Consider the following 24,442-nt stretch of genomic DNA (forward strand, 5'->3'; position numbering starts at 1 on the left):
CTCAGCCGTCGTGTCCGGCGGCCGCCGCGACCGCCTCCTCGACGGTGGCGTTCCCGGCGACCAGCTCCAGGGTCAGCCCGGCGGTGCCCGGTTCGCGCAGCAGGGCGGCCAGGACGGCGGCGACGTCGGCCCGGTCCACCGCGCCGCGGTCGACGGAGGGGGCGAGCCGGACCAGGCCGGTGCCGGGGCCGTCGGTGAGCCGTCCGGGGCGCAGCACCGTCCAGTCCAGAGCGGTGCGGGCCCGGACGGCGTCGTCGGCGGCGCCCTTGGCCCGCAGGTAGGTCTCGAAGACCTCGTCGGCGGGGAAATGGGCCTGGGCGTCGGCGGCCATCGCCGAGACCATCAGGTACCGGCGGACCCCGGCGAGTTCGGCGGCGTCGGCGAGCAGCACGGCGGCGTCCCGGTCGACGGTGTTCTTGCGGGCGGCGCCGCTGCCCGGTCCGGCGCCGGCGGCGAAGACCACCGCGTCGGCGCCGGTGAGCAGTGCGGCGAGCCGGGTGGCGGTGGCGGCCTCCAGGTCGAGCAGCAGCGGCTCGGCGCCGGCGTCGACGAGGTCCTGTGCCTGTTCGGGGCGGCGGATGATCCCGGCGGGGCGCTCGCCGCGGGCGGCGAGCAGCCGTTCCAGGTGGAGCGCGATCTGTCCGTGGCCCCCGGCGATGACGGTACGCATGGTCCGACGGTAGTCCGAAGGGTCGGAAGTCGTCCTGGGGAGTGCCGCGAACAGGACACAATGGGCGCATGACTTCGCTCGCCCACCCGCAGCTGCGTTTCACGCCCACCGTGGCGGACCCCTCCGGCCCCCGGGAGCTGGTGATCCTGGGTTCCACCGGGTCGATCGGTACCCAGGCCATCGACGTGGTGCTCCGCAACCCGGACCGTTTCCGGGTGGTCGCCCTGTCGGCGGCGGGCGGTCGGGTGGAGCTGCTCGCCGAGCAGGCGGTGCGGCTGGGCGTGCACACCGTGGCGGTGGCCGATCCGGCGGCCGTCCCGGCGCTGCGCGAGGCGCTGGCCGCGAAGGCGGCGGGCGGTGCGCTGCCGACCGTGCTGGCGGGCCCGGACGCGGCGACCGAGCTGGCTGCCCTGGAGTGCCACTCGGTGCTGAACGGCATCACGGGGTCGATCGGCCTGCGGCCGACGCTGGCCGCGCTGAAGGCGGGCCGGGTGCTGGTGCTGGCCAACAAGGAGTCGCTGATCGTCGGCGGTCCGCTGGTGAAGGCGGTGGCGAAGCCGGGCCAGATCGTGCCGGTGGACTCCGAGCACGCGGCGCTGTTCCAGGCGCTGGCCGGCGGTACCCGGGCCGAGGTGCGCAAGCTGGTGGTCACCGCGAGCGGCGGCCCGTTCCGCAACCGCACCCGTGAGCAGCTGGCCGGGGTGACCCCGCAGGACGCGCTGGCGCACCCGACCTGGGCGATGGGCCCGGTCGTCACGATCAACTCGGCCACCCTGGTGAACAAGGGCCTGGAGGTGATCGAGGCGCACCTGCTGTACGACGTGCCGTTCGACCGGATCGAGGTCGTGGTCCACCCGCAGTCGGTGGTGCATTCGATGGTGGAGTTCACCGACGGTTCGACCCTGGCGCAGGCCAGCCCGCCGGACATGCGGATGCCGATCGCGCTGGGCCTGGGCTGGCCGGACCGGGTGCCGGACGCGGCCCCCGCCTGCGACTGGACCAGGGCCGCCACCTGGGAGTTCTTCCCGCTGGACGACGAGGCCTTCCCGGCGGTCGAGCTGGCCCGTGAGGTGGGCACCCTGGGCGGTACCAACCCGGCGGTGTTCAACGCGGCCAACGAGGAGTGTGTGGAGGCGTTCCTGAAGGGCCGCCTCGCTTTCACCGGAATCGTGGACACTGTTGCCAAGGTCGTGGCCGAGCACGGTCAGCGGGACGGCGCTCCGGCGGCGGGAACTTCCCTGACGGTCGAGGACGTCCTGCACGCGGAGGACTGGGCGCGCGCCCGGGCCCGCGAGCTGGCGGCCGGCTGACGGTCGACCGACGACCCCGATTGCGGTAGGACGAGACGATGAGCGGAGCGGCATGACGGAGGACCAGCGGTGGCAACGGTTTTGACGGTGGTCGGCATCCTGGTCTTCGTCATCGGGCTGCTCGTCTCGATCGCCTGGCACGAACTCGGCCACCTCTCCACGGCCAAGCTGTTCGGCATCCGGGTGCCCCAGTACATGGTCGGCTTCGGCCCGACCCTCTGGTCGCGCCGGAAGGGCGAGACCGAGTACGGCATCAAGGCGATCCCGTTCGGCGGGTACATCCGGATGATCGGGATGTTCCCGCCGGGCGAGGACGGCCGGATCACCAAGCGCAGCAGTTCGCCCTGGCGCACCATGATCGAGGACGCCCGCGAGGCCTCCTACGAGGAGCTCCAGGAGGGTGACGAGAGCCGGCTCTTCTACACCCGCAAGCCGTGGAAGCGCATGATCGTGATGTTCGCCGGGCCGTTCATGAACCTGGTCCTGGCGTTCGGGCTCTTCCTGACCGTCATGATGGGCTTCGGCGTCTCGATGACGGTGCCGACCATCGGCTCGGTCGCCCAGTGCGTGGTCAAGGCCGGCCAGCCCACCGACACCTGCCCCGCCGACGCGCCCAAGACCCCGGCCAACGAGGTGGGGCTGCGCCAGGGCGACAAGGTGCTCTCCTTCGACGGCGACCGGATCCGCGACTACGACCAGCTCCAGGCGGACATCCGGAAGTCGGCCGGCAAGCAGGTGGCGATCGTCGTGGAGCGCGGTGGCGAGCGGCTCACCTTCACGCCCACCATCGCCGTCAACGACGTGCAGAAGTACGACGGCAAGGGCGTGCCGCTGAAGGGCCAGACCGTGCAGGCCGGGTTCCTCGGGTTCACCCCGAAGAGCGAAACCGTCCAGCTCGGCTTCGGGCAGTCGGTGGACCGGATGTACGACATGGCCGAGAACGGGGTGAAGTCGCTGGCCGCCCTGCCGGGCAAGATCCCCGGGCTCTGGAACGCCGTCGTCGGCGACGCCCCGCGCGACCCGGACTCCCCGGTCGGCATGGTCGGCGCGGCCCGGGTCAGCGGCGAGGTCTTCTCGCTCGACCTGCCCGCCACCCAGCGGATCGCGTTCTTCGTGAACCTGCTGGCCGGCATCAACCTGTCGCTCTTCCTCTTCAACATGCTGCCGCTGCTCCCGCTGGACGGCGGGCACATCGCCGGCGCGGCCTGGGAGGCGGTCCGGCGCCGCTTCGCACAGCTGTTCAGGCGGCCCGACCCGGGCCCGTTCGACGTCGCCAGGCTGATGCCGGTGGCGTACGTGGTGGCCAGCATCTTCATCGGCTTCACGCTCCTGGTGATGGTCGCCGACCTGGTGAACCCGGTGAAGATCAGTTAGGGCGTTCGGGTACCACGGGTGTGCTGGGCGCCGTTGCGGTGCCGTACCGTGGAGGCCGGGTGCGCGATCGTCAGCGCGCCCGGCCTCGGCCGTGTCACGGCCGGGCGGTCGACCACACCTCAACCCCGGGGAACCCTGCGCACATGACCGCGATCTCGCTCGGTATTCCGTCCCTGCCGCTCAAGCCGCTGGCCAAGCGCCGCTACTCCCGGCAGATCATGGTCGGCAACGTGCCGGTCGGCGGCGACGCCCCGGTCTCGGTGCAGTCGATGACCACCACGGTCACCTCCGACATCAACGCCACGCTGCAGCAGATCGCCCAGCTCACCGCGTCCGGCTGCCAGATCGTCCGGGTCGCCGTGCCCACGCAGGACGACGCCGACGCGCTGCCGATCATCGCCAAGAAGTCGCAGATCCCGGTCATCGCGGACATCCACTTCCAGCCCAAGTACGTCTTCGCCGCGATCGACGCCGGCTGCGCCGCGGTGCGCGTGAACCCGGGCAACATCAAGCAGTTCGACGACAAGGTCGGCGAGATCGCCAAGGCCGCCAAGGACGCGGGCGTGCCGATCCGGATCGGCGTCAACGCCGGCTCGCTGGACAAGCGCCTGCTGGAGAAGTACGGCCGGGCCACCCCGGAGGCGCTGGTCGAGTCGGCGCTGTGGGAGTGCTCGCTGTTCGAGGAGCACGACTTCCGCGACATCAAGATCTCGGTCAAGCACAACGACCCGGTCGTGATGATCAACGCCTACCGCCAGCTCGCCGCCGCGTGCGACTACCCGCTGCACCTCGGCGTGACCGAGGCCGGGCCGGCCTTCCAGGGCACCATCAAGTCGGCGGTCGCCTTCGGCGCGCTGCTGGCCGAGGGCATCGGCGACACCATCCGGGTCTCGCTCTCCGCCCCGCCGGCCGAGGAGATCAAGGTCGGCAACCAGATCCTGGAGTCGCTCGGGCTGCGCGAGCGCGGCCTGGAGATCGTCTCCTGCCCGTCCTGCGGGCGCGCCCAGGTGGACGTCTACAAGCTCGCGGAGGAGGTCACCGCCGGGCTGGAGGGCATGGAGGTGCCGCTGCGGGTGGCCGTCATGGGCTGCGTCGTGAACGGCCCGGGCGAGGCCCGGGAGGCCGACCTCGGGGTCGCCTCCGGCAACGGCAAGGGCCAGATCTTCGTCAAGGGCGAGGTCATCAAGACCGTTCCGGAGTCGAAGATCGTCGAGACCCTGATCGAGGAGGCCCTCAAGCTCGCCGAGCAGATGCAGGCGGCGGGTGTCGAGGCGGGGGCGCCGACCGTGGTCGCCGGGGAGTGAAGGGCCGCGGGGGGAGCGGCCCCCGCGCAGCGTGTTTCCGACAGCCGTAGGTTGTCCTGACCGTGCGGGAGCGTCCGCGCGGTGTTTTCCGGAAGCGGGGCCGTCCGTTCGCGGACGGCCCCGCGGCCGTAGCCGGGTGGGGCCACGGAGTAGGGTGCGGCCAGAGTCGTCTCAGTGAGGTGCTGTCCCGATGCTCGATCGCGGTGTGATGCTCCCGAGCTCCTTCCAGGCCGCCCGGGCCCTGGCCACCACCCGCGTGCTGGAGCCGCCGGACCTGCCGGAGGCCCTGGAGATCCTCCACCGCGACCCGGTGGCCAACGCCTTCGTCGCGACCAGGGTCGAGGCCGTCGGGCTGGACCCGTGGCGGCTCGGCGGGGAGATGTGGGGCTGGTACGACGGGGACGGCGTGCTGGGCGCGCTCTGCTACGCCGGGGCGAACCTGGTCCTGGTCGACGCCGGGCCGGAAGCGGTCGCGGCGTTCGCGGAACGGGCCCGCCGCCAGGGGCGGCGCTGCTCCTCGATCGTCGGGCCGGCGGCGGCCACGGCGGCCTTCTGGGCGCTGCTGGAGCGCAGTTGGGGCCCGCCCCGGGACGTACGGGCGCACCAGCCGCTGATGGCGACCTCGGTGCCGTCGGCGGAGATCGCGCCGGATCCGCTGGTGCGGAGGGTGCGGCGCAACGAGGTCGAGACCCTGATGCCGGCCTGCGTGGCGATGTTCACCGAGGAGGTGGGGGTGTCGCCGCTCGCCGGGGACGGAGGGCTCCTCTACCAGGCCCGGGTGGCCGAACTCGTGTCCACCGGACGGTCGTTCGCGCGGTTCGGCGAGGACGGGCAGGTCGTCTTCAAGGCGGAGATCGGGGCGGTGACGGAGGGGGCCTGCCAGATCCAGGGGGTCTGGGTCGCTCCGGAGCACCGGGGGCGGGGGCTCTCCGAGACGGGGATGGCGGCGGTCCTGGAGGTCGCGTTGCGGGAGGTGGCGCCGGTGGTGTCGCTGTACGTCAACGACTTCAACCTGCGGGCCCGGGCCGCGTACCGGCGGGTGGGGTTCCAGGAGGTCGGGGCGTTCATGAGCGTGCTGTTCTGAGCGGCCCGTTCGGGCCGCGCGGGGCGCTGTTGGGATCTTCGGCCGCGCCGCGGGGCCGCTGGTAGTAACGTCCGGAGCATGGATCAGCTGACCGGGGTGACGATCGGGGCCATCGACCTCGCGGACTGGGCGCCGCAGGCGCTGGAGGTCCAGGCGGTGGCGTTCGGGCTGACGCCCGAGGAGGTCGCGGTACGGCTGCACATCGTGGGGCGGCACGCCCAGCAGCCGGGGGTGATCGCGCTCGGGGCGATGAGCGGGGGGCGGCTGGTCGGGTTCGGGTACGGGATGCCCAACCAGCGGGAGCACTGGTGGAGCACGGTGATCGAGCCCTACCTGGCCGCCCGCGGGTACGGGGACTGGCTGGACGGGGTCTTCGCCGTCACCGAACTGCACGTGCTGCCGGAGTTCCAGGGGCAGGGGGTCGGCTCGCGGATCATCCGGACGCTGTGCGAGGGGTCGGGGCTGGAGCGGAGCATCCTCTCGGCGATCGACGCGGAGACGCCGGCGCGGCGGCTCTACCGGGCGCTGGGGTACCGGGACCTGGCGCGGGCGGTGCGGTTCCCGGCGACGGACCGGCTGTACGCGGTGATGGGGGCGCCGTTGCCCCTGCGGGGGGCCGGGAGGTAACTGCCCTCGGGGCGGGGGGAGTTGGCGGTCCCGCGGGTCAGAGGGTGTCGGCGAACTCGAGGTAGAGCTCGGCGTCCTCGCGGCGGTCCGCGGTGAGGGCGCGGAGCGCGAGGTCGACGGCGCGGAAGAGGGTCCAGCCGCGGAGGCGGTCCTGGTCGACCTCGAGGGCTTCGGAGAGCCGGCCCAGGCGGCGGCGGACGGCGGCGGGGGCGCCGGGGGAACCGAACAGGGTGTCGGCGCGGTCCAGCGCCAGCCGGGCCAGGTCGTAGGCGCGTTCGCCGGCCAGCGGGCGCGGGTCGACGGCCAGCCAGGGGGCGCGGTCGGCGGCCAGGACGTTGCCGTGGTGGAAGTCGCCGTGCAGGAGGAAGGACTCGTCGGCGGAGCCGGCCAGGTCCCGGGCGGTGTCCAGGGCCTCGGCGATCAGCGGCCGCGCCTCGGCGGCGACGGGGTGGGGGAGTTCCGCGAGACGGGCGGCGGCGTCGACCCGCTGGGAGAGCGCGGGGAACGGGTGGCCCTCGGGGAGCTCCGTCCAGAGGCGGTGCAGCAGGCTGGTGGCCTCCAGCATGGCCTTGGGCTCGGCGAGGGAGCGCAGCGGGATCCCGCCGTGGAGGCGTTCGAGCAGCAGGACGCCCTCGGCGGGGGCGGAGTCGAGCAGGAGGACGGCTCCGCGGCCGGCCCAGTGGGCCAGGGCGGTGTGCTCGTGGACGGTCTCGGGGGTGGGGAAGCCGACCTTGAGGACGGCGGGGGAGAGGTCGTCGCGGTGGACGTACGCGACGAGGCTGAGGCTGCCGCCGGGGTCGAGGACCCGTTCCAGGGTGAGGTTCCAGGCGGCGAGGTGGGCGGCGGTCCTGGCGGGGAGGGTGGCGAGCCAGGGGTGGGCGGCTTCGCCTTGGGTGGCGGTGACGCTGTGCGTCAGCCAGGTGGGGACGGTGATGGTGGGTTCGGCTCCCGACATGGGTCCATTGTGGGGGGGGGGGGGGGGGGGGGCGCCGGGGGGGGGGGGGGGGGGGGGGGCCCCCCGGGGGGGGGCCGCTCCGGGGGCTGGATGATTTTCAGACTGCCAACCCTGGAGGTGGGGCGTTCAGACCGTTGGCAGTCTGAAAATCACCCGTCACGCCCCTCTCCGCGGCCACCCCCTGCGCCACCCCCTCCCGCAGCGCGTCCCTCTCGCGGGGGGAGGGGCGGGTGGGTGGGGGTGGGGGAGGTGGTCTTGGTGCGGGTGGGTGGGGGTGGGGGAGGTGGCCCTGGTGCGGGTGGGGTGGGTGTGGTGTGGGGTGGGGTGGGTGTGTGTGGGCGGTGGGTGGGGGTCAGGTGGTGGTGATGTCGGCGAGGGTGCGGAAGACGAGGGCGGTGGAGGTGGCGCCCGGGTCCTGGTGGCCGATGCTGCGTTCGCCGAGGTAGGAGGCGCGGCCCTTGCGGGCCTGGAGGGGGATGGTGTCGCGGGCGCCCTGTTCGGCGGCGTCGGCGGCCGCGGCGGCCGCTGTGGGGAGGTCGGCGCCGGTGGCGGCTGTGGCGCGGAAGGCGGCGACGGCTGGGGTCCAGGCGTCCACGATGGTCTTGTCGCCGGGGGCGGCTTTGCCGAGGAGGCGGATGGCGTCCAGGCCGGCGGACAGGGCCTCGGCGACGGCGGCCGGGTCGGCCGGGTCGGGCAGGGCGGCGCCGATGGCGCGGAAGGCCTTGCCGTAGAGCGGGCCGGAGGCGCCGCCGACCTTGGAGATGAGGGTGGTGCCGGTCTTGGTGAGGACGGCGCCGGGGCCGGCGGGCTGGAGGCCGTCCAGGGCGGTCAGGGCGGCGGCGAAGCCGCGTTGGAGGTTGCTGCCGTGGTCGCCGTCGCCGATCGCGGAGTCCAGGTCGGTGAGCCGGGCCCGCTCCTTCTCGACGGCCGCGGCGATCGCGCGGACCCAGGCCTCGGCCAGCGGGGTGTCGAAGTCCATCGTGCGTCCTCCTCAGGCCCGCTTGAGGGCGGGGGTGTCGACCGGGGCGTCCCAGAGTTCCAGCAGCTCGGCGTCGGCCTTGGTGAGGGTGAGCGAGAAGCCCGCCATGTCCAGGCTGGTGACGTAGTTGCCGACCAGGCTGCGGGCCACCGTGATGCCGCGCTCGGCGAGCCGGGCGGCGACCTCGCCGTAGACCACGTACAGCTCCAGCAGCGGGGTCGCGCCGAGGCCGTTGAGCAGGGCGATCACCTCGTCGCCCGGGGTCAGGTGGTGGTCGGTCAGGATGGTGTCGACGACCTCGGCGGCCAGCTCGCGGGCCGGGCGGAGCTTCTCGCGGCGGCGGCCGGGCTCGCCGTGGATGCCGACGCCGACCTCGATCTCGTCCTCGGGCAGGTCGAAGCCGGGCTTGCCGGCGGCCGGGACGGTGGCCGCGGTGAGCGCGACAGCGAAGGAGCGGGAGGCGGCGTTGACCCGCTCGCCCAGGGCGGTCACCTCGTCCAGCGGGGCGCCGCGCTCGGCCAGCGCGCCGGCGGTCTTCTCGACCAGCACGGTCGCGCCGGTGCCCCGGCGGCCGGCCGTCCAGGTGGAGTCCTCGACCGCGACGTCGTCGTTGACCAGGACGGTGCGGACCTCCAGGCCCTCCTCGGCGGCGAGTTCGGCGGCGAGCTCGAAGTTCATCACGTCGCCGGTGTAGTTCTTCACGACGAAGACCACGCCGGCGCCGGTCTCCACGGCCTTGGCGGCGGCCAGCATCTGGTCCGGGACGGGCGAGGTGAAGACCTCGCCGGGGCAGGCGGCGTCGAGCATGCCGGGGCCGACGAAGCCGCCGTGCAGCGGTTCGTGGCCGGAGCCGCCGCCGGAGATCAGCGCGACCTTCGGGCCGGCCGGGCGGGCGGCCCGGGTGATCACCCGGTTGGGGACGTCCACCGTCAGCTCCGGATGGGCGGCGGCGATCCCGGCCAGCGCGTCCTCCAGGACGCTCTCCGGGGTGTTGATCAGCTTCTTCAACGCTCTTCGCTCCCTTGGTGACCTGGGTGACCTGGGTGAGGACGCCACGGCCGGCGACGCCGTAGCCCCGACGCTACGCCAGACGGGGGTGGTGGGCACGGGGTGCGACACGCGGGATTCCGATCACTCTCCCGGAGTACCTGGTTCCGGCCGTAGGGTCGGCCGCATGAGTGAGAACGTGGGCATTGTTCTGGTCTCGCACAGCGCCCGGCTCGCGGAGGGGCTGCGCGAGCTGCTCGGCGAACTCGCCTCGGACGGCGTGCGGGTGGTCGTCGCGGGCGGCACCGAGGACGGCGGGCTCGGCACCAGCTACGACCTGATCGCCGGGGCGATCGCGCGGGCCGACGCCGGGGCGGGCGTGGTCGTGCTGCCGGACCTCGGCAGCTCGGTGCTCACCGCCGTCACGGTGCTGGAGGACGAGCCGCGCCCGGGCGTGCAGCTGGTGGACGCGCCGTTCGTGGAGGGAGCGGTGGCCGCCGCCGTCACCGCCTCGACCGGGGCGGGCCTGGCCGAGGTGGTCGCGGCGGCCGAGGACGCGCGCGGGTTCCGGAAGCTCTGACGGCCCGGTGTCCGGGCGTCGTCCAGTGCCCGCGGCTCACTTGGCGTCCGCGTAGCAGTCCACCACCGCCGTGCTGAGCGGGAAGCGCACCGGGGTGTCGCCGAACACCAGCCGGCGGGCCTCGTCGGCCGCCTCGGCGACGGCGGCGGCCACCTCGTCGGCGAGGTTGGCCGGGGTGTGCACGATCACCTCGTCGTGCTGGAAGAACACCAGGTGCGGGCGGTCCTCCGGGCCCGCGGCGGGCAGTTCGTTCAGCCGGCGGCGCAGGGCCGCGAGCAGGGCCAGCGCCCAGTCGGCGGCGCTGGCCTGGATGACGAAGTTGCGGGTGAAGCGGCCGCGGGCGCGGGCGGTGCGGCCGCCGGCCTCGCCCGCGCCCTCGCCCTCGGTGAGGTCGAGGAAGTCGGCGGAGGCCGGCGGGCAGACCCGGCCGAGCCGGGAGGCGACCACGCCGCCGTCCTCGCCGGTGCGGGCGGCGGCCTCGACGTAGCCCATCGCGGCCGGGTAGCGGCGGTGCAGGGTGTTCAGCAGCGGGCCGATGTCGCCGCTGGTCTGCCCGTACATGGCGCCGAGCAGGCCGAGCTTGGCCTTGTCCCGGTCGCCCTGGAAGGCCTGGGCGGCGAGCGCCTCGTACAGGTCGCCGCCGGCGGCGGTGCGGGCCAGCCCGGCGTCCTGGGAGAGCGCGGCGAGCACCCGGGGCTCCAGCTGGGCGGCGTCGGCGACGACCAGCAGCCAGCCCGGGTCGGCGACCACGGCGCGGCGCAGGATGCGCGGGATCTGCAGGGCGCCGCCGCCGCGGCTGGCCCAGCGGCCGGAGACCACGCCGCCGACCACGTACTCGGGCCGGAACCGGCCGCCGCGGGCCCAGGCGTCCTGCCAGGCCCAGCCGTGCGCGACGTGGATCCGGGACAGCTCCTTGTAGCGGACCAGCAGCTGCGCGGCCGGGTGGTCGACGCCCTTGAGCTCCCAGGAGCGGGTGGAGCCGAGCTGGATGCCCGCCTCGGCGAAGGCGCGCAGCACCTGGGTGTGCGAGTCGGGGTTGAACGGCTTGGCGCCGAGGGCCTGCTGGAGGTCGACGGCGAGCTCGGCGAGGACCCTGGGCTGGGTGCCGGGGACGGTCGGCCGGGGGCCGAGCAGTTCGGTCAGCAGCCGGTCGTGGACGTCGGCCCGCCAGGGCAGCCCGTCGTGGGCCGTCTCGGCGGCCACCAGGGCGCCGGCCGACTCGGCGGCGACCAGCAGCCGGAAGCGCTGCCGGGCGGCCGGGTCGGCGATGGCGGCGATCCGGCGCTGCTGTTCGGCGTGGACGGCGACCACGGCCTCCAACGGGTCGGCGCCGGGGGGCAGTTGCAGCCGGTCGGGGGCGAACAGGGTGTCCTGGCCGTCGTCGGCGTCGGCCAGGCCGGGCTCGGGCAGGTCCGCCGGGACGGGCAGGTTCCGCAGCCGGGCCCAGGCGGCGCCGAGCGAGCGCGGCGCCCCGAACCGGCCCTCGTGCGCCAGCAGCAGCGCCTCGACCAGCCGCAGGTCGTGGCAGCGGGCGAGCCGGTCGGGCAGGCGCGGCAGCAGCGGGGCGTACCCGGAGTCGGCGGCGGCCCAGACCCAGCGCGGGTGGTCGGCGGCCTCCCGGGCGGCGACGGCGGTGGCGAGGTCGCGGACGGCCTCCGGCGGGCCGAGCGGCCGGCCCGTGTCGTCCAGCGGCTGGAGCCGGCCGCCGGGGCCGTGCGGATCGGGCGCGATGGCGGTCCTGGGTGCCACGGGGGCTGCTCCTCTCCGGCGCGCGGTCGGGCGTGCGGGGACGGGTACGGGGACGCGGGCCCGCGGACGGGCACGCCGCGGCCCGCGACCGACGGGCCCGCGCGTCGACGTTAACGGGTGGGTACGACAACGGGCGGCACGCGGGCCCCGCGAGGGGCGGTAAAAGCACGTGGGCACGGCTCGGGACACGGCGTAGGGTTCGCGAAATGACCGTGAACCCGTTCTTCCAGGCCAGCCCGCTGGTCTACGAGCTCCCGCCGTTCGCCGAGATCCGCGAGGAGCACTACCTGCCCGCGTACGAGCGGGGGATGGCCGAGCAGCTGGCCGAGATCGCGGTGATCACCGCGGACCGGAGCCTGCCGACCTTCGAGAACACCCTGGTGGCCCTGGAGCGCTCCGGGGAGCTGCTGCGCCGGGTCGACGCGGTGTTCCGCAACCAGTCCTCCTCGGACACCACCGACGTGCTGGACGAGGTGGAGGCGAAGGTGAGCCCGCTGCTCGCCGCCCACCACGACGCGATCCACCTGGACCTCGCGCTGTTCGCCCGGATCGAGGCGCTGTACGGGGACCGCGCCGGGCTCGGCCTGGACCCGGAGTCGCTGCGCCTGCTGGAGCGCCGGTACACCGCCTTCGTGCGCTCCGGCGCCCGGCTGGGCGCGGCCGAGCAGGCCCGGCTGCGCGAGCTGAACGCCGAACTCGCCGCGCTCGGCACCACGTTCCAGCAGAACGTGAACGCCGCCACCCGGGCCGCCGCGCTGGTCCTGGACTCCGCCGAGGAGCTCGCCGGGCTGTCCGGGGGCGCGATCGCCGGGGCCGCCGAGAACGCCCGGGTGCTGGGCCACGACGGCCGGTACGTGCTGAGCCTGAAGAACACCTCCGGCCAGCCCGAGCTGGCCCAGCTCACCGACCGCGCGGTGCGCGAGCGGCTGCTGGCCGCCTCGCTCGGCCGGGGCGTCGAGGCCAACGGCCCGCTGGCGATCCGGATGGCCGGGCTGCGTGCCGAGCGGGCGGCGCTGCTCGGGTACCCGAGCCACGCCGCGTACGTGGTGGCGGACGAGACGGCCGGCACCGTCGAGGCGGTCTCCTCGCTGCTGGCCCGGCTGGTGGAGCCGGCGGTGGCCAACGCCCGCCGGGAGGCCGCCGAGCTGGCCAGGGCGGCCGCCGCGGACGGCATCACGGAGATCGCCGCGCACGACTGGGCGTACTACTCGGAGAAGGTCCGGCAGAGCTCCTACCAGGTGGACGCGGCCGTGCTGCGCCCGTACTTCGAGCTGGAGCGGGTGCTGCGGGACGGCGTGTTCTTCGCCGCGAACCTGGCGTACGGGGTGACCTTCACCGAGCGGCCGGAGCTGACGGCCCACCACCGGGACGCCCGGGTCTTCGAGGTGTTCGAGGAGGACGGCACCCCGCTGGGCCTGTTCATCGGCGACTTCCACGCCCGGGCGTCCAAGCGCGGCGGCGCCTGGATGGACGCGATGGTGGCCCAGTCCGGGCTGACCGGGCAGCGCCCGGTGGTGCTGAACAACCTCAACATCCCGCGCCCGGCGCCCGGCGAGCCGGTGCTGATGGACTGGGACGAGGTGCGCACGCTGTTCCACGAGTTCGGGCACGCGCTGCACGGGCTGTTCTCGGACGTGCGCTACCCGCTGTTCTCCGGCACCTCGGTGCCCCGGGACTTCGTCGAGTTCCCCTCGCAGGTCAACGAGATGTGGATGGTCCGGCCGGAGGTGCTGGCCAACTACGCCCGCCACCACGCGACCGGGGAGCCGCTGCCGGCCGAGCTGGTCGAGCGGATGACGGCGGCCGAGGGCTTCGGGCAGGGCTTCCGGACGGTGGAGTACCTGGCGGCCACGCTGCTGGACTGGGCGTGGCACACCGTGCCGCGCGGCGAGGAGGTCGCGGACGCCGAGGAGTTCGAGGCGCGGGCGCTCGCTGCGGCCGGGATCGCGGTGGACGCGGTCCCGCCGCGCTACCGGACGACGTACTTCCAGCACATCTTCTCCAGCGGCTACAGCGCCGCGTACTACGCGTACATCTGGTCGGAGGTGCTGGACGCCGACACCGTGCAGTGGTTCGAGACCAACGGGCGCGCGGTGCGGGAGAGCGGTGAGCTGTTCCGGCGCGAGCTGCTGGCGCGCGGGTTCAGCCGGGACCCGCTGGAGTCCTTCCGCGCGGTGGTCGGCCGGGCACCGGAGACCGGGCCGCTGCTGGCCCGCCGGGGGCTGGTCTGACCGTCACCGTCACGGTCAGGCCGCGGTGAGCGTGACCGTCACGGTTGTGCCCCGGCGGGTGTGCGGGAGCCGGACGCGGACGGTTCCCGCGCGCCCGCCGGTCGGCTGGTCGACCTCGACCCGGGCGCCGGCGGGGGAGACGGCGACCCGGGCCCCGTGCGGGAACGCGGCCGGGGGGAGCAGGAGTTCGCTGCCGCGCCCGGTGCCGTCGGCGCGCCAGCGGACGGTGGCGCCGTCGGCGCGGGCGTCGGTGCGGACGTCCGTGCCCGCGACGGCCACCGGGTACGGGCCGAAGGCGGGTTCGTCGCCGGGGGCGGGGCGCCCGGCCGGGTCGAGCGCGCAGTAGCCGCCGTTGCCCCGGCACCAGTACCACATCGTCCAGCCCTCGGCGAAGCCATCCATCGCGGCGGTCTGACGGCGGACCAGCTCGGTGTTGCCCGGGGTGCGGGAGTCCGGCGGGCCCCACTCGCCGACCAGGACGGGCAGGCGGTGGGCGGCCGGGTAGCCGGTGATCGCGACGGTGTACCGCTCCACGAAGCCGTCGGCGGGGTTCCAGTCGGCGCCGCCCTCGACCGCGGTGTCGTAGAAGTGCGGCGCGTAGCCGAGCCGGGCCGCGCCGGGGCGGGGGTCGGCGAAGCCGGGCAGGCTGGTGGGCACGCCCTGGCCGACCAGCACGGTCGGCTCGACGAACAGCCAGGCGCGGGAGTCGGCCCGGCGCACGGCGGCGATCAGGCGGCGGTACATGTCGGCGAGCCGGCCCTGCTCCAGGGCGGAGGCGGCGGCGGCCAGCACGGCCGGGTCGCTCGGGTCGCCGTCCACCGGGCCGAACGGCTCGTTGAACAGGTCGTAGCCCAGCAGCGAGCGGTGGCCGCGCAGTTCGCGGGCGAGCCGGGTGTAGAAGTCGGCCTGCCAGGCGCGCAGGTCGGGGTCGTCGTAGAGGTGGCGGAAGGCGGCCTGGACGGCGGGCTGGAAGTAGCCGGCGAACCAGTCGTCCGGGTCCGGGGTGAACGGCAGGCCGTCGTCCCGGGTGGCCCAGACGGGGACGCCGTTGGTGCCGCCGCCGAACGCGGGCCCGTAGACGTCCTGGTGGAGGTCGACCAGGACCAGCAGGCCCAGCCGGTCGGCCCGGTCGAGGAGCCGCTGGACGCGGTGCAGTTCGGTGGGGTCGAGGCGGCCGCGCCGGGGTTCCAGCCTGGTCCAGGAGACCGGCAGCCGGACCAAGGTGAAGCCCTGGGCGGCGACGGAGTCGAGGTCGGCCGGGGTGGCCTCGGCGTACTTGTCGAGGTTGAAGCCGCGCAGGAGGAGCCGGCGGCCCTGGGCGTCGGTGAGGGCGGTGCGGCCGTCGGCGGCGGTGGCCGTTCCGGTGGGGAAGCGGTCCGGGGGGCCGTCGTGGGCCGAGGCCGGGACGGCGGTCAGGACGGCGGTGGCGGCGAGCAGCAGGGCGACGGCGGTGCGGCGCAGGCGCATCGGGGACCTCGCACGGCGGGGGGTGGGGGTGGGGCCCGATGATGCCCGGACTTCCGTGCGCCGCACAAGAGTTCGGTCTACGGAGGACTCAGTCCGCGGCCGGTTCGGGCGCGGTCGGCAGGACGGCGGTCGGCCGGTCCGCGGCGGCGGCCAGCCGGCCCCAGAGCAGGTCGGCCAGCGCCTGCACCATCCGGGCGCGCGAGCAGGGTCTGGTCTCCAGCCACCAGTCCCCGGCGGCCAGCACCATCCCGGTGATGCCCCGGCCCCAGGCCTCGGCGAGCAGGTCGCGGTCGGCGCCGAGGTCGACCTGGCTCTGTACGGCCCGGGTGATCTCCTCGGCGATCTGCCGGAGCGCGGGGGCGAGGGCGTTGCCGGCGCCGCTCGGGTCGCCGGGCTCGGGGTGGGTGAGCAGCCGGTAGACCTGGGGGCGGGCCTCGATGCCGGCGAGGTAGGTGTCCAGGACGTGCTCGACCCGGTCGCGGCGCTCCAGCGGCTCGGCGAGGGCGGCCCGGACGGCGGCCAGCAGTCCGCCGGTGTGGCGCTCGGTCAGGGCTCTGATCAGGCCGTTCCGGTCGCCGAAGTGGCGGTAGAGGATCGGCTTGGTGATGCCGGCCTCGGCGGCGATGGCGTTCATGCTGGCGCCCGGCCCCTCGCGCTGGACGACCCGGTCGGCGGCGTTGAGCAGCTGCTCGCGGCGGGGCTCTCGGGACATGCGCTGCTCCTCGGAGTTGGGGTCTGTCTGGGCGTTGACACCGGTTACCAATCAGTAGCAGACTCCGACGATGTTACCCGAGGTAACACCCCGGTCGGCCGCACACGTCTTCGGAGGCACGCACCATGAGCAGCACGTTCTCGCTGGACCCGGGCGCGGACCAGCTCGCTGTACGCGACTGGCTGCACGGCTTCGCCGCCGACGTGATGCGCCCCGCCGCGGCCGAGTGGGACGAGCGCGAGGAGACCCCCTGGCCGGTCATCCAGGAGGCCGCCAAACTCGGCATCTACTCGCTGGACTTCTACGCCCAGCAGTACTTCGACCCCTCCGGCGTCGGCATCCCGATCGCCATGGAGGAGCTGTTCTGGGGCGACGCGGGCATCGGGCTGTCCATCGTCGGCACCACCCTGGCCGCCGTCGCGGTGCTGGCCAACGGCACCGACGAGCAGATCGGCACCTGGACCCCGCAGATGTTCGGCACCCCGGAGGACGTCAAGGTGGCCGCCTTCTGCTCCTCCGAGCCGGACGCCGGCTCCGACGTCTCGGCGCTGCGCACCCGGGCGGTGTACGACGAGGCCAAGGACGAGTGGGTGCTCACCGGCACCAAGACCTGGGCCACCAACGGCGGGATCGCCGCCGTCCACGTGGTGGTCGCCACCGTCGACCCGGAGCTCGGCGCCAAGGGCCAGGCCTCCTTCGTCGTCCCGCCGGGCACCCCGGGGCTGAGCCAGGGCCAGAAGTTCAAGAAGCACGGCATCCGCGCCTCGCACACCGCCGAGGTGGTGCTGGACGGCGTCCGGGTGCCCGGCAGCTGCCTGCTCGGCGGCAAGGAGAAGCTGGACGAGCGCCTCGCCCGGGCCCGCGAGGGCGTCAAGCGCCCCGGCGGCAGGGGCAACGCGGCGATGGCCACCTTCGAGGCCTCCCGGCCGGCCGTCGGCGCGCAGGCGATCGGCATCGCCCGGGCCGCGTACGAGGTGGCGCTGGACTACGCGAGGACCCGGGAGCAGTTCGGCCGGCCGATCATCGACAACCAGGGCGTGGCCTTCCAGCTCGCCGACATGAGGACCCGGATCGACGCGGCCCGGCTGCTGGTGTGGCGGGCCTCCTGGATGGCGGTCAACAACCAGCCGTTCACGGCGGCCGAGGGCTCGATGTCCAAGCTGTACGCGGGCGAGACCGCCAAGTACGTGACCGCGCAGGCGATGCAGATCCTCGGCGGCAACGGCTTCACCCGGGAGTACCCGGTGGAGCGGATGCACCGGGACAGCGCGATCTACTCGATCTTCGAGGGGACCAGCGAGATCCAGCGGCTGGTGATCGCCCGGGCGATCTCGGGGGTGCCGATCCGCTGACCGGTCGCCCTGGCCGCCCGGGCCGGTGGGCCGTCCGTCAGCGGGCGGCCCAGAAGGTGAGGCCGGCGGCGAGCGCGCCCACCGCCGCGCCGACGGCCGTCTGCGCGGCGGTGTGGTCCCGCAGCACCACCCGGGACCACCCGATCAGCGGGACCAGCGCGCCGAGCAGCAGCCAGAGCGGGCCGAGCGCGATGGCGAGGCAGACCACCGCGCCGGTGGCCACGGCGGTGTGCACGGAGACCTTCCACCAGACGGTGATCACCAGGATCGGGACCAGCGAGGCGAACATCGCCAGCACCAGCGCGGTCAGGTCGGCCGGGGCGTCCAGTCCGATCATCACCGCGAAGCTGAGCAGCACCGAGCCCATGATGAGCGGGAAGAGGGTCAGCCGGCGCTGCCGTCGGCCGACGTGACGGTCCGCCACGGTGCCCTTGCGCATGCCGTGGCCGATGATCAGGGTCGGGACGACGGCGGCGAACAGGGCGGCGAACAGCGCCCAGCCGATGCCCGCCCAGCCGTAGCGGAGGCCGCCCAGCAGCGGGAGCAGCACGAGGATCACGTTCTTCGGCTCCAGGCCGTCGGTGATCCGGCGGGCCAGGGCCGTCCGGCGGGTGGGGGCGGGCGGGGCGGGCACGGCCTGGGCCTCGGTCGTCATCGGGGTGGGTGCTCCGGGGGCGGGAAGGGGTGGACGGGTTCCGGCCGGATGATCGTACGGGTGCTGGTGCGGCCCCTTCCGCCGGGCCCGCACCGTTCCCGCGCGGGAGCGTTCCCGCCCGGACCCGTTCCCGTTCAGAACCGGGCGGGCCGGCCCTCCAGGAAGGCGGCCAGGCCCTCGCGGACGTCCGAGCCCTCCCGGGCGCGGAGCAGCCAGGGGGCCAGGACCTCGTCGGCCCGCTCGGGCGGGGCGTCCAGGACGGCCTTGGCCGCGCCGACGGTCTGGGCGGAGCGACGGGTCAGCAGCCGGGCGAAGTCCAGGGCGGCGGCGTCCAGTTCGGCGTCCGGCAGGACGCGTTCGGCCAGGCCGAGCGGCAGCGCGTCCCGGCCGGCCACCAACTCGCCGGAGAACAGCAGGTACTTGGCCCGGGCCGGGCCGATCAGCCGGGCCAGCCGTACGGTCGGCACCGCCGGGTAGACCACGCCGAGCTTGGCCGGGGTGATCCCGAGCCGGGCGTCCTCGGCGACGAACCGCAGGTCGCATGCGACGGCCAGCTGGCAGCCGCCGCCGACGCAGGCGCCGTGCACCACGGCGAGGGTCGGGTGCGGGAAGGCCGCCAGCGCCTCCTCGGCGGCGACGTTGGTCGCGTGGTAGGCCTCCGCGCGGTCCGGATCGCCGTACACCTCGGAGAGTTCGGCGATGTCCGCGCCCGCGCTGAAGGTGTTGCCCGCGCCGGTGAGCAGCAGGACGCGCACGCCCGGGTGGCCGGCCAGCTGCTCCAGCACCTTGGGCAGCGCCTGCCAGACCGCCAGGGTCACCGCGTTGCGGCGGTGCGGGCGGGCGAACTCCAGGACGGCGACGCCGTCCTCGCCGACGTACGCGTTGAGGCCCTCGGCCTGCGCGGGCAGGGCGGAGCGGTCCCGCGTGAGCAGCGGCTGGTCCATGCGCACCTCCGGTCGGTCGTGGTGCGCCAACTCTCTCAGGCGGCGCGGGTGCAGTAGTCGCCGAGGCCGTGCTCGAGCAGGGCGAAGGCGCGGCGGGCCTCCTCCAGGACGGCGGGCAGGGCGTCGGCGGCGCGCTCGCCGGCCAGCATCCGCCGGTGGTTGGCGGCGATCAGCGCGACCCGGACGGCGAGCAGCTGGGCGGTGGCGACCCGGGCGGTCAGCTCGTCGTGGGCCGGGTCCTGGGCGAGCAGTTCGGCGGCGAGCGCGGCGTGCGCCAGCCGGTCGAAGCCGTGGGTGGCGCGGGCGGTCAGCGCGGGGGTGCGGTGGATCAGCCGGACCACGTCGAGCACGATCCGGTCGTCGTTCAGCCCGGCGGCCGGGTCGAAGCGCTCCAGTGCGGCGAGGAACTGCTCGCGCAGCGCCGTCACCGCCGAGGTGCCCGGGGCGCGGTCGCGCACCGCCTGGGCCGGCTCGTCGAGGTGCTGCTCCATCGGGCCCATGACCAGGTCTTCCTTGGTGGGGAAGTAGTTGAAGACGGTCATCTTGGACACCTCGGCGGCGGCGGCGATCTCCGCGACCGAGACCTGGTCGAAGCCGCGCTCGGTGAACAGCGCGACGGCCGTGCGGAAGATCCGCATGCCGGTCTGGAACTTCTTGCGCTCGCGCAGCGGGAGGGCGTCGAGGTCGACGTCGGGGCCGAAGTCCTGAGCGGGTCGCATCGCCATGGGGAGACTGTACCAGGATCAAATGTTGACCCGGCAGAAAGATTGGTCGAGATGAAGAATTGACCGAGTCCAAAAACGCTGCGATGGTGAGGGCGTGCCGCCGGCCGCCCCGGCCCCGGCGCGAACCCGACGGACCCTGGGGGGACCCGACCATGGCCACCGCCGCCGCTGTACCCGCTGCCGCACCCGCGCCGCCGGACACCGCGCTGATGACCCCGGCCCAGCGCAAGCTGGGCATGCTGCTCTGCCTGGTCACGATCGTGCTGGCGGTGCTCGACATGAACATCGTGTCGGCCGCCACCGTGCCGATCGTCCGCGACCTCGACCCCGTCCACGGCGTGGACCGGCTGCCCTGGCTGGTCAGCGCGTTCGCCCTGGCCGCCACCGCGCTGCTGCCGCTGTACGGCAGGCTCTGCGACGTGTACGGCGCCAAGCGCGTGCTGCTCGGGGCCGTCGGCACCTTCCTGCTCGGCTCGGCGCTCTGCGGGGCGGCGCAGTCGATGGACCAGCTGATCGCCTTCCGGGCGGTGCAGGGCGTCGGCGGCGGCGGGCTGATGAGCGTCACCATGGTGGTCATCGCCCAGTTCAAGGACCCGGAGGAGCGCGGCGGGGCCAAGGGCGGGGCCGTGGGCGGGATCGTCGCCGGCCTCGGCATGGCGGTCGGCCCGCTGGTCGGCGCGCTGCTCACCGACCACCTCGGCTGGCGCTGGGTCTTCTACGTCAACCTGCCGCTCGGCCTGCTGGTGCTGGTCGGCGTCGCCCTGGTGGTCAGGCTGCCCCGGGCGACCGGCCGCCGGAGCCTGGACTTCGTCGGCGCGGCCCTCGCGGCGGCCTTCGCGACCGGGCTGCTGCTCGTCACCGAGTGGGGCGGCAAGGACCACGCCTGGACCTCCCCGGTGATCCTCGGGCTCGCCGCCGCCACCCTGGCCGCGCTCGGCCTCTTCCTGTGGCGTCAGGCCACCGCCGCCGAGCCGGTGCTGCCGCTGTCGCTGTTCCGGATCCGCGCGGTGCGGCTGGGCTTCGCGATCCAGGGGCTGGTCGGGATGGGCATGGTCGGCTCGATCATGTACGTGATGCTCTACCTGCAGATCGCCCGGGGCGTCGCCCCGACCTCGGCCAGCCTCTACCTGGTCCCGATGGCGGCCGGGATGACGGCGGCCGGCCTGCTGGTCGGGCGGCTGACCGGGCGCGGCCACCCGCCCCGGACCTTCCTGGCGGCCGGCGCGGCCTGCGCCACGCTCGCCCTCGCCCTGCTCGGCCTCAGCGGGCCGGACACCGGGCTGTGGGCGGTGCTGGCCGAACTCGCCCTGCTGGGCTGCGGGCTGGGGCAGCTGATCGGCCAGCTGGTCACGGTGGTGCAGGAGACCGCGCCCCGGCACCAGCTGGGGGTGGCGACCACCGGGATCCGGTTCTTCCAGAGCCTCGGCAGCGCGCTCGGCGCGGCGCTCTTCGGCACCGTGCTGACCCGGGTCTTCGAGGCGGGCGAGCCGGGGCGGCCGCTCGGCGCGGTCCGGGCGCTGACCGGGGCGGCGCGCGAGCACGCGGTGCGCAGCTTCACGGACGCGGTGGACGTGGTCTTCCTGTCGGCGGGCGGGGTGCTGGCGCTGGCACTGGTGTGCGTGCTGCGGCTGCGGCCGGCCGAGCTGGCGGGCTCGGCCGGGTCAGCGGGGGTGGCGCCGGCCGCCTGACGGGTCGGCGGCCGGCGGGCTGGTGGGCCGCTGGGACGGTGCGGTGCGGTGCGGTGCGGTTCGGCGCGGGGCCCGGTGGGCGGGGGAGTCCACCGGGCCCGGCGCCGTTGCCGGTTCAGGCCCGGCCGGTCCACTCGTCGGCCAGCACGGCCCAGATCTCCTTGTCGTAGCGGACCCCGTTGTACGGGTACCACTCGCGCAGCACGCCGTCGCGGGTCATGCCGACCCGCTCGGCGACCGCCCGGCTGCGGGCGTTGACGGAGGAGCACCACCACTCGGCGCGGTGCATGCCGCGGGTGGTGAAGGCGTAGTCGAGCAGCTGCTTGACGGCGGTGGTGATCAGCCCGTGGCCCTCGCCGGCCGGCTCCGTCCAGGCGCCGATCTCGCAGACGCCGGACCGGGCGTCGAAGCTCACGAACATCACGCCGCCGACCAGGGTGCCGTCCAGCCAGATCCCGTAGATCCGCTTCTGGTCGGCGGCCAGGCCGTCGGCGTAGCGCTGGAGGGTGGCGCGGGCGGACTCCAGGTCGACGGAGAAGGTGGCCCAGGGGATCCACGGGTCGGTGTGGGCGCGGGCGCGGTCGAGGTGGGTCAGGAACTCGGGCGCCTGCCAGGGCTCCAGCGGGCGCAGTTCGGCGTTCTCGGTGAGCGGTACGGCAAACACGGGCGGCCTTTCACGGGTGGTGCTGAGGTTGGCTGGACTATTCATAACAAACGTTTGGTACGTAAGATAGCCCCCATGACACCGGCCCGTGGAGACCATGACGCCCGACGCTCGGAAGTCTCCGAGGGGGTGTGGCGGGTGCTCTCCACCCGGGGCTTCGAGGGGCTGACCCTGCGCGCGGTGGCCGCCGAACTGGGTGCCTCCACCGGGCTGTTGACGCACTACTTCCCGAACAAGCGGGCGCTGCTGAGCCACGCCCTGGAGGAGCTGGACCGGCGCTCGCTGGCCCGGCCCCGGCGCACCGCCCCCGCCGACGGCAGCGCGCCGCCGGCCGGCCTGGCCCGGGTGCGGGCGTCGCTGCTGGACGTGCTGCCGCTGGACGGCGAGGCCGCCGCCGACAACCGGATCTGGGTCGGCTCCTGGGACCACGCCCTGGCCGACCCGGAGCTGGCGGCCGCCCACGCGGGCCGCTACGCGCGCTCGCGCACCGCGCTCACGGCGCACGTCGCGGACGCCCAGCGGCTGGGGGAGCTCCCGGCGCGGGCCGACCCGGCCGCGCTCGCGGCGGGGGCGCAGGCCTTCGTGCTGGGCCTGGTGGTCCAGGCGCTGTTCGCCCCGGAGGAGTTCCCGGCGGAGCGGCAGACGGAGCTGCTGGACGCCTACCTGGCCGGGCTGGCGGGGTAGGCCGGGGCGCTTCCGGGCGCGCCGGCCCGGCCCGGGGCCGGCGTGTTCGGGGTGGGGGATTCACCGGGAATTCCGGTTGTTCCGGTTGGACCCGTTTTTCGCCCCGCTTTCCCGACGGTCCGACACGCATGGTCACGAGTTCTGTGCGATGAGTGCGCGGAACGGTTGGTGTACGGGATTACCGACTGGTCCGGAGCGGACACGGAAAGTGTCCGCCGGAGTGGTGGCCTGCGGAATTGCGGGGTGGTGCCCCCAGCAGGATTCGAACCTGCGACCTACCGCTTAGAAGGCGGGTGCTCTATCCGCTGAGCTATGGGGGCGGGACGGGCGGTGCCCTGGCGGGCGCGACCGTGGCCGGGATCGGGCTGGCGAGCGCCGGGGCGCGCGCTGTCCGGCCCCGTACCTGAGGGTGGGGGTGGGGGTGGTGGGCCCTCGCCCTGTCGGGGACAGGATAAGGGTGACCGGTTCCCAGGCCGGGTGTGACGACACCGCCGTTGGTGTGTCGGTTCGGTGGAGCGGTCCGATAATCGCAGGTGAAGGCCGTGAGTGCAGCGGTCTGGGAGTGTTCCGCGCCGGACGTTGTGCAGTCGTTACGGGGCTGCCTCCTCACCCGTTATGGATTCGGCACGGAGAATGCGGCGCCGACGGTGCGGGTGGGGGCCTTAATCGCGGTTGCGCCGGTCGTATGACGTGCGCGGACGGCCGTCGGGGCGCCTTCCGGGGCGCCTTCCCGGGCGGGTTCCGGGGTGCGCCGGCCGGGCGGCGAGCAGCGAGTTTGTTGTCATGGCCGCGAAGAAGCGGGGTCGAAGCGGCGACGGAAGGCTGAAATTCACCCCTGCGGGTGACAACAGTTCCACAGGCCCGAGTTATCCACAGGATTTCGGAAGTCGGTGGCCCGGATTTCCCCCGAAGTGCACGCTCAAGGCGCACCGGTCGATTCCGTACGGTGCATCGGCGAGAACGGAGGGTGTGCCGTGAGCGAGACGCATGTGACGGTGATCGGCAATGTGGCGACGGAGGTGAGCTACGGCGAAACCAGCGGCGGGGTGCCGATGGCGAACTTCCGGCTCGGCTGCACCGAGCGGCGGTACGACCGGCAGCGCGAGTGCTGGGTGGACGGCGAGACGCAGTGGGTGGCGGTGACGGCCTGGCGGGCGCTGGCGGTCAATCTGATCGGCTCGCTGTCCAAGGGCGATCCGGTGCTGGTGAGCGGCCGGCTGAGGGTGCGCGAGTGGACGGAGGGGGAGGTGAAGCGGAGCCGGGCCGAGATCGACGCCCGATCGGTCGGACACGACCTCACCCGTGGTACCACGGCGTTCCGGTGGGCGGCGGGGGTGCGCGGGCAGCCGCCGGGCGGCGCCGGTCCGGTCGGGGCGGAGGGCGGGGGCGAGACCGTGCCGGGGTGGATCGTCAGCGCGGTGGAGGCGCGCAGGGGCTCCGGGGCGCCCCCGGCGGCGGTTGCGGCGCCCGTCGTCCGGGCGCTGCCGCCGGGCGGGCGGCCGGCCGCGGGGGAGTCGGGCGAGGTGTCCGGGGCGGAGCGGGGAGGTGGCGCCGAGGATGCCCTGACCTGATCGGTCGGTGACCTTCCCTGTCGACAAATATGTTGATCGAGAACGTCGTTGTGCCCGCACGCGCAATCCGACCGGATAACAGAAAGCGGCCCGGGACTTTCTGGTCGACCGTCAGCTTGTGTGGGACTTG

The 24,442-nt window shown here is 74.3% G+C and carries 22 protein-coding genes and 1 tRNA gene; 11 read left to right on the top strand and 12 right to left on the bottom strand.

Annotated elements, in window-relative coordinates; translation table 11 throughout:
* Position 1: 1 nt before the first annotated feature.
* The gene (locus ACFCY1_RS01680) at positions 2-670 is read right to left on the bottom strand and encodes an NAD(P)H-binding protein (protein WP_117487826.1); all 669 of its coding nucleotides are present in this window, start codon (positions 668-670) and stop codon (positions 2-4) included.
* A gap of 68 nt (positions 671-738) precedes the next feature.
* On the opposite strand from ACFCY1_RS01680, the gene dxr reads away from it, so the two are divergent.
* From dxr to ACFCY1_RS01705, 5 genes are all read left to right on the top strand, one after another.
* The gene (dxr, locus tag ACFCY1_RS01685) at positions 739-1,980 is read left to right on the top strand and encodes a 1-deoxy-D-xylulose-5-phosphate reductoisomerase (RefSeq protein ID WP_049651298.1); all 1,242 of its coding nucleotides are present in this window, start codon (positions 739-741) and stop codon (positions 1,978-1,980) included.
* 69 nt (positions 1,981-2,049) lie between these two features.
* The gene (locus ACFCY1_RS01690; RefSeq protein ID WP_049651297.1) at positions 2,050-3,354 is read left to right on the top strand and encodes an RIP metalloprotease; all 1,305 of its coding nucleotides are present in this window, start codon (positions 2,050-2,052) and stop codon (positions 3,352-3,354) included.
* Positions 3,355-3,497: 143 nt separating this feature from the next.
* The gene (gene ispG, locus ACFCY1_RS01695; RefSeq protein WP_049651296.1) at positions 3,498-4,658 is read left to right on the top strand and encodes a flavodoxin-dependent (E)-4-hydroxy-3-methylbut-2-enyl-diphosphate synthase; all 1,161 of its coding nucleotides are present in this window, start codon (positions 3,498-3,500) and stop codon (positions 4,656-4,658) included.
* Between the two features lie 208 nt (positions 4,659-4,866).
* Positions 4,867-5,742: a GNAT family N-acetyltransferase gene (locus ACFCY1_RS01700; protein ID WP_049651309.1), complete on the top strand. Its 876-nt coding sequence runs from the start codon at positions 4,867-4,869 to the stop codon at positions 5,740-5,742.
* A gap of 78 nt (positions 5,743-5,820) precedes the next feature.
* Positions 5,821-6,369: a GNAT family N-acetyltransferase gene (locus ACFCY1_RS01705; protein ID WP_375873159.1), complete on the top strand. Its 549-nt coding sequence runs from the start codon at positions 5,821-5,823 to the stop codon at positions 6,367-6,369.
* A 37-nt stretch (positions 6,370-6,406) separates the two neighbouring features.
* Here ACFCY1_RS01705 and ACFCY1_RS01710 read toward each other — a convergent pair whose 3' ends face one another.
* From ACFCY1_RS01710 to dhaK, 3 genes are all read right to left on the bottom strand, one after another.
* Positions 6,407-7,324, bottom strand: a complete 918-nt coding sequence (locus ACFCY1_RS01710) for an aminoglycoside phosphotransferase family protein (protein ID WP_375873160.1) — start codon at positions 7,322-7,324, stop codon at positions 6,407-6,409.
* Between the two features lie 352 nt (positions 7,325-7,676).
* Complete coding sequence (gene dhaL / locus ACFCY1_RS01715; RefSeq protein WP_375873161.1) at positions 7,677-8,303, bottom strand: dihydroxyacetone kinase subunit DhaL; 627 nt, start codon at positions 8,301-8,303, stop codon at positions 7,677-7,679.
* 12 nt (positions 8,304-8,315) lie between these two features.
* A complete protein-coding gene (gene dhaK / locus ACFCY1_RS01720) occupies positions 8,316-9,311 on the bottom strand; it encodes a dihydroxyacetone kinase subunit DhaK (protein ID WP_375873162.1) in 996 nt (331 codons plus the stop codon).
* A gap of 166 nt (positions 9,312-9,477) precedes the next feature.
* On the opposite strand from dhaK, the gene dhaM reads away from it, so the two are divergent.
* Positions 9,478-9,870, top strand: coding sequence for a dihydroxyacetone kinase phosphoryl donor subunit DhaM (gene dhaM, locus ACFCY1_RS01725; RefSeq protein ID WP_049659695.1), 393 nt, complete (start codon positions 9,478-9,480; stop codon positions 9,868-9,870).
* Between the two features lie 36 nt (positions 9,871-9,906).
* On the opposite strand, the gene ACFCY1_RS01730 is transcribed toward dhaM, so the two are convergent.
* On the bottom strand, positions 9,907-11,619 hold the full coding sequence (locus ACFCY1_RS01730; protein ID WP_074005551.1) for a bifunctional 3'-5' exonuclease/DNA polymerase: 1,713 nt from the start codon (positions 11,617-11,619) through the stop codon (positions 9,907-9,909).
* 206 nt (positions 11,620-11,825) lie between these two features.
* Here ACFCY1_RS01730 and ACFCY1_RS01735 point away from each other — a divergent pair, with 206 nt between their 5' ends.
* Positions 11,826-13,850 (top strand): M3 family metallopeptidase, encoded by a 2,025-nt coding sequence (locus ACFCY1_RS01735; protein ID WP_375873163.1) that lies wholly within the window; start codon positions 11,826-11,828, stop codon positions 13,848-13,850.
* Between the two features lie 15 nt (positions 13,851-13,865).
* Here the strand turns inward: ACFCY1_RS01735 and ACFCY1_RS01740 are convergent, their stop codons facing one another.
* Complete coding sequence (locus ACFCY1_RS01740) at positions 13,866-15,317, bottom strand: cellulase family glycosylhydrolase (protein WP_375873164.1); 1,452 nt, start codon at positions 15,315-15,317, stop codon at positions 13,866-13,868.
* A gap of 88 nt (positions 15,318-15,405) precedes the next feature.
* Entirely contained in the window at positions 15,406-16,029 is a 624-nt protein-coding gene (locus tag ACFCY1_RS01745) for a TetR family transcriptional regulator (protein ID WP_049655722.1), read from the bottom strand.
* 125 nt (positions 16,030-16,154) lie between these two features.
* On the opposite strand from ACFCY1_RS01745, the gene ACFCY1_RS01750 reads away from it, so the two are divergent.
* Positions 16,155-17,381, top strand: a complete 1,227-nt coding sequence (locus ACFCY1_RS01750; protein WP_049655719.1) for an acyl-CoA dehydrogenase family protein — start codon at positions 16,155-16,157, stop codon at positions 17,379-17,381.
* Positions 17,382-17,418: 37 nt separating this feature from the next.
* Here ACFCY1_RS01750 and ACFCY1_RS01755 read toward each other — a convergent pair whose 3' ends face one another.
* The 3 genes from ACFCY1_RS01755 to ACFCY1_RS01765 form a co-directional block, all read right to left on the bottom strand.
* Complete coding sequence (locus ACFCY1_RS01755; RefSeq protein WP_375873165.1) at positions 17,419-18,036, bottom strand: hypothetical protein; 618 nt, start codon at positions 18,034-18,036, stop codon at positions 17,419-17,421.
* 134 nt (positions 18,037-18,170) lie between these two features.
* The gene (locus ACFCY1_RS01760; RefSeq protein WP_117489790.1) at positions 18,171-18,980 is read right to left on the bottom strand and encodes an enoyl-CoA hydratase/isomerase family protein; all 810 of its coding nucleotides are present in this window, start codon (positions 18,978-18,980) and stop codon (positions 18,171-18,173) included.
* A gap of 35 nt (positions 18,981-19,015) precedes the next feature.
* On the bottom strand, positions 19,016-19,705 hold the full coding sequence (locus ACFCY1_RS01765; protein ID WP_241853153.1) for a TetR family transcriptional regulator: 690 nt from the start codon (positions 19,703-19,705) through the stop codon (positions 19,016-19,018).
* 152 nt (positions 19,706-19,857) lie between these two features.
* On the opposite strand from ACFCY1_RS01765, the gene ACFCY1_RS01770 reads away from it, so the two are divergent.
* Positions 19,858-21,393, top strand: coding sequence for an MFS transporter (locus ACFCY1_RS01770; RefSeq protein WP_375873166.1), 1,536 nt, complete (start codon positions 19,858-19,860; stop codon positions 21,391-21,393).
* 115 nt (positions 21,394-21,508) lie between these two features.
* Here the strand turns inward: ACFCY1_RS01770 and ACFCY1_RS01775 are convergent, their stop codons facing one another.
* Positions 21,509-22,057, bottom strand: coding sequence for a GNAT family N-acetyltransferase (locus ACFCY1_RS01775; RefSeq protein ID WP_375873167.1), 549 nt, complete (start codon positions 22,055-22,057; stop codon positions 21,509-21,511).
* A 75-nt stretch (positions 22,058-22,132) separates the two neighbouring features.
* Between ACFCY1_RS01775 and ACFCY1_RS01780 the strand changes: the two genes are divergently transcribed.
* Positions 22,133-22,741, top strand: coding sequence for a TetR/AcrR family transcriptional regulator (locus ACFCY1_RS01780; RefSeq protein WP_198959493.1), 609 nt, complete (start codon positions 22,133-22,135; stop codon positions 22,739-22,741).
* Positions 22,742-22,985: 244 nt separating this feature from the next.
* On the opposite strand, the gene ACFCY1_RS01785 is transcribed toward ACFCY1_RS01780, so the two are convergent.
* A tRNA-Arg gene (locus ACFCY1_RS01785) sits at positions 22,986-23,061 on the bottom strand.
* 654 nt (positions 23,062-23,715) lie between these two features.
* Between ACFCY1_RS01785 and ACFCY1_RS01790 the strand changes: the two genes are divergently transcribed.
* On the top strand, positions 23,716-24,312 hold the full coding sequence (locus tag ACFCY1_RS01790) for a single-stranded DNA-binding protein (protein WP_375873168.1): 597 nt from the start codon (positions 23,716-23,718) through the stop codon (positions 24,310-24,312).
* Positions 24,313-24,442 lie beyond the last annotated feature (130 nt).

The organism is Kitasatospora sp. NPDC056273, from assembly GCF_042268845.1.
GTDB lineage: Bacteria > Actinomycetota > Actinomycetes > Streptomycetales > Streptomycetaceae > Kitasatospora.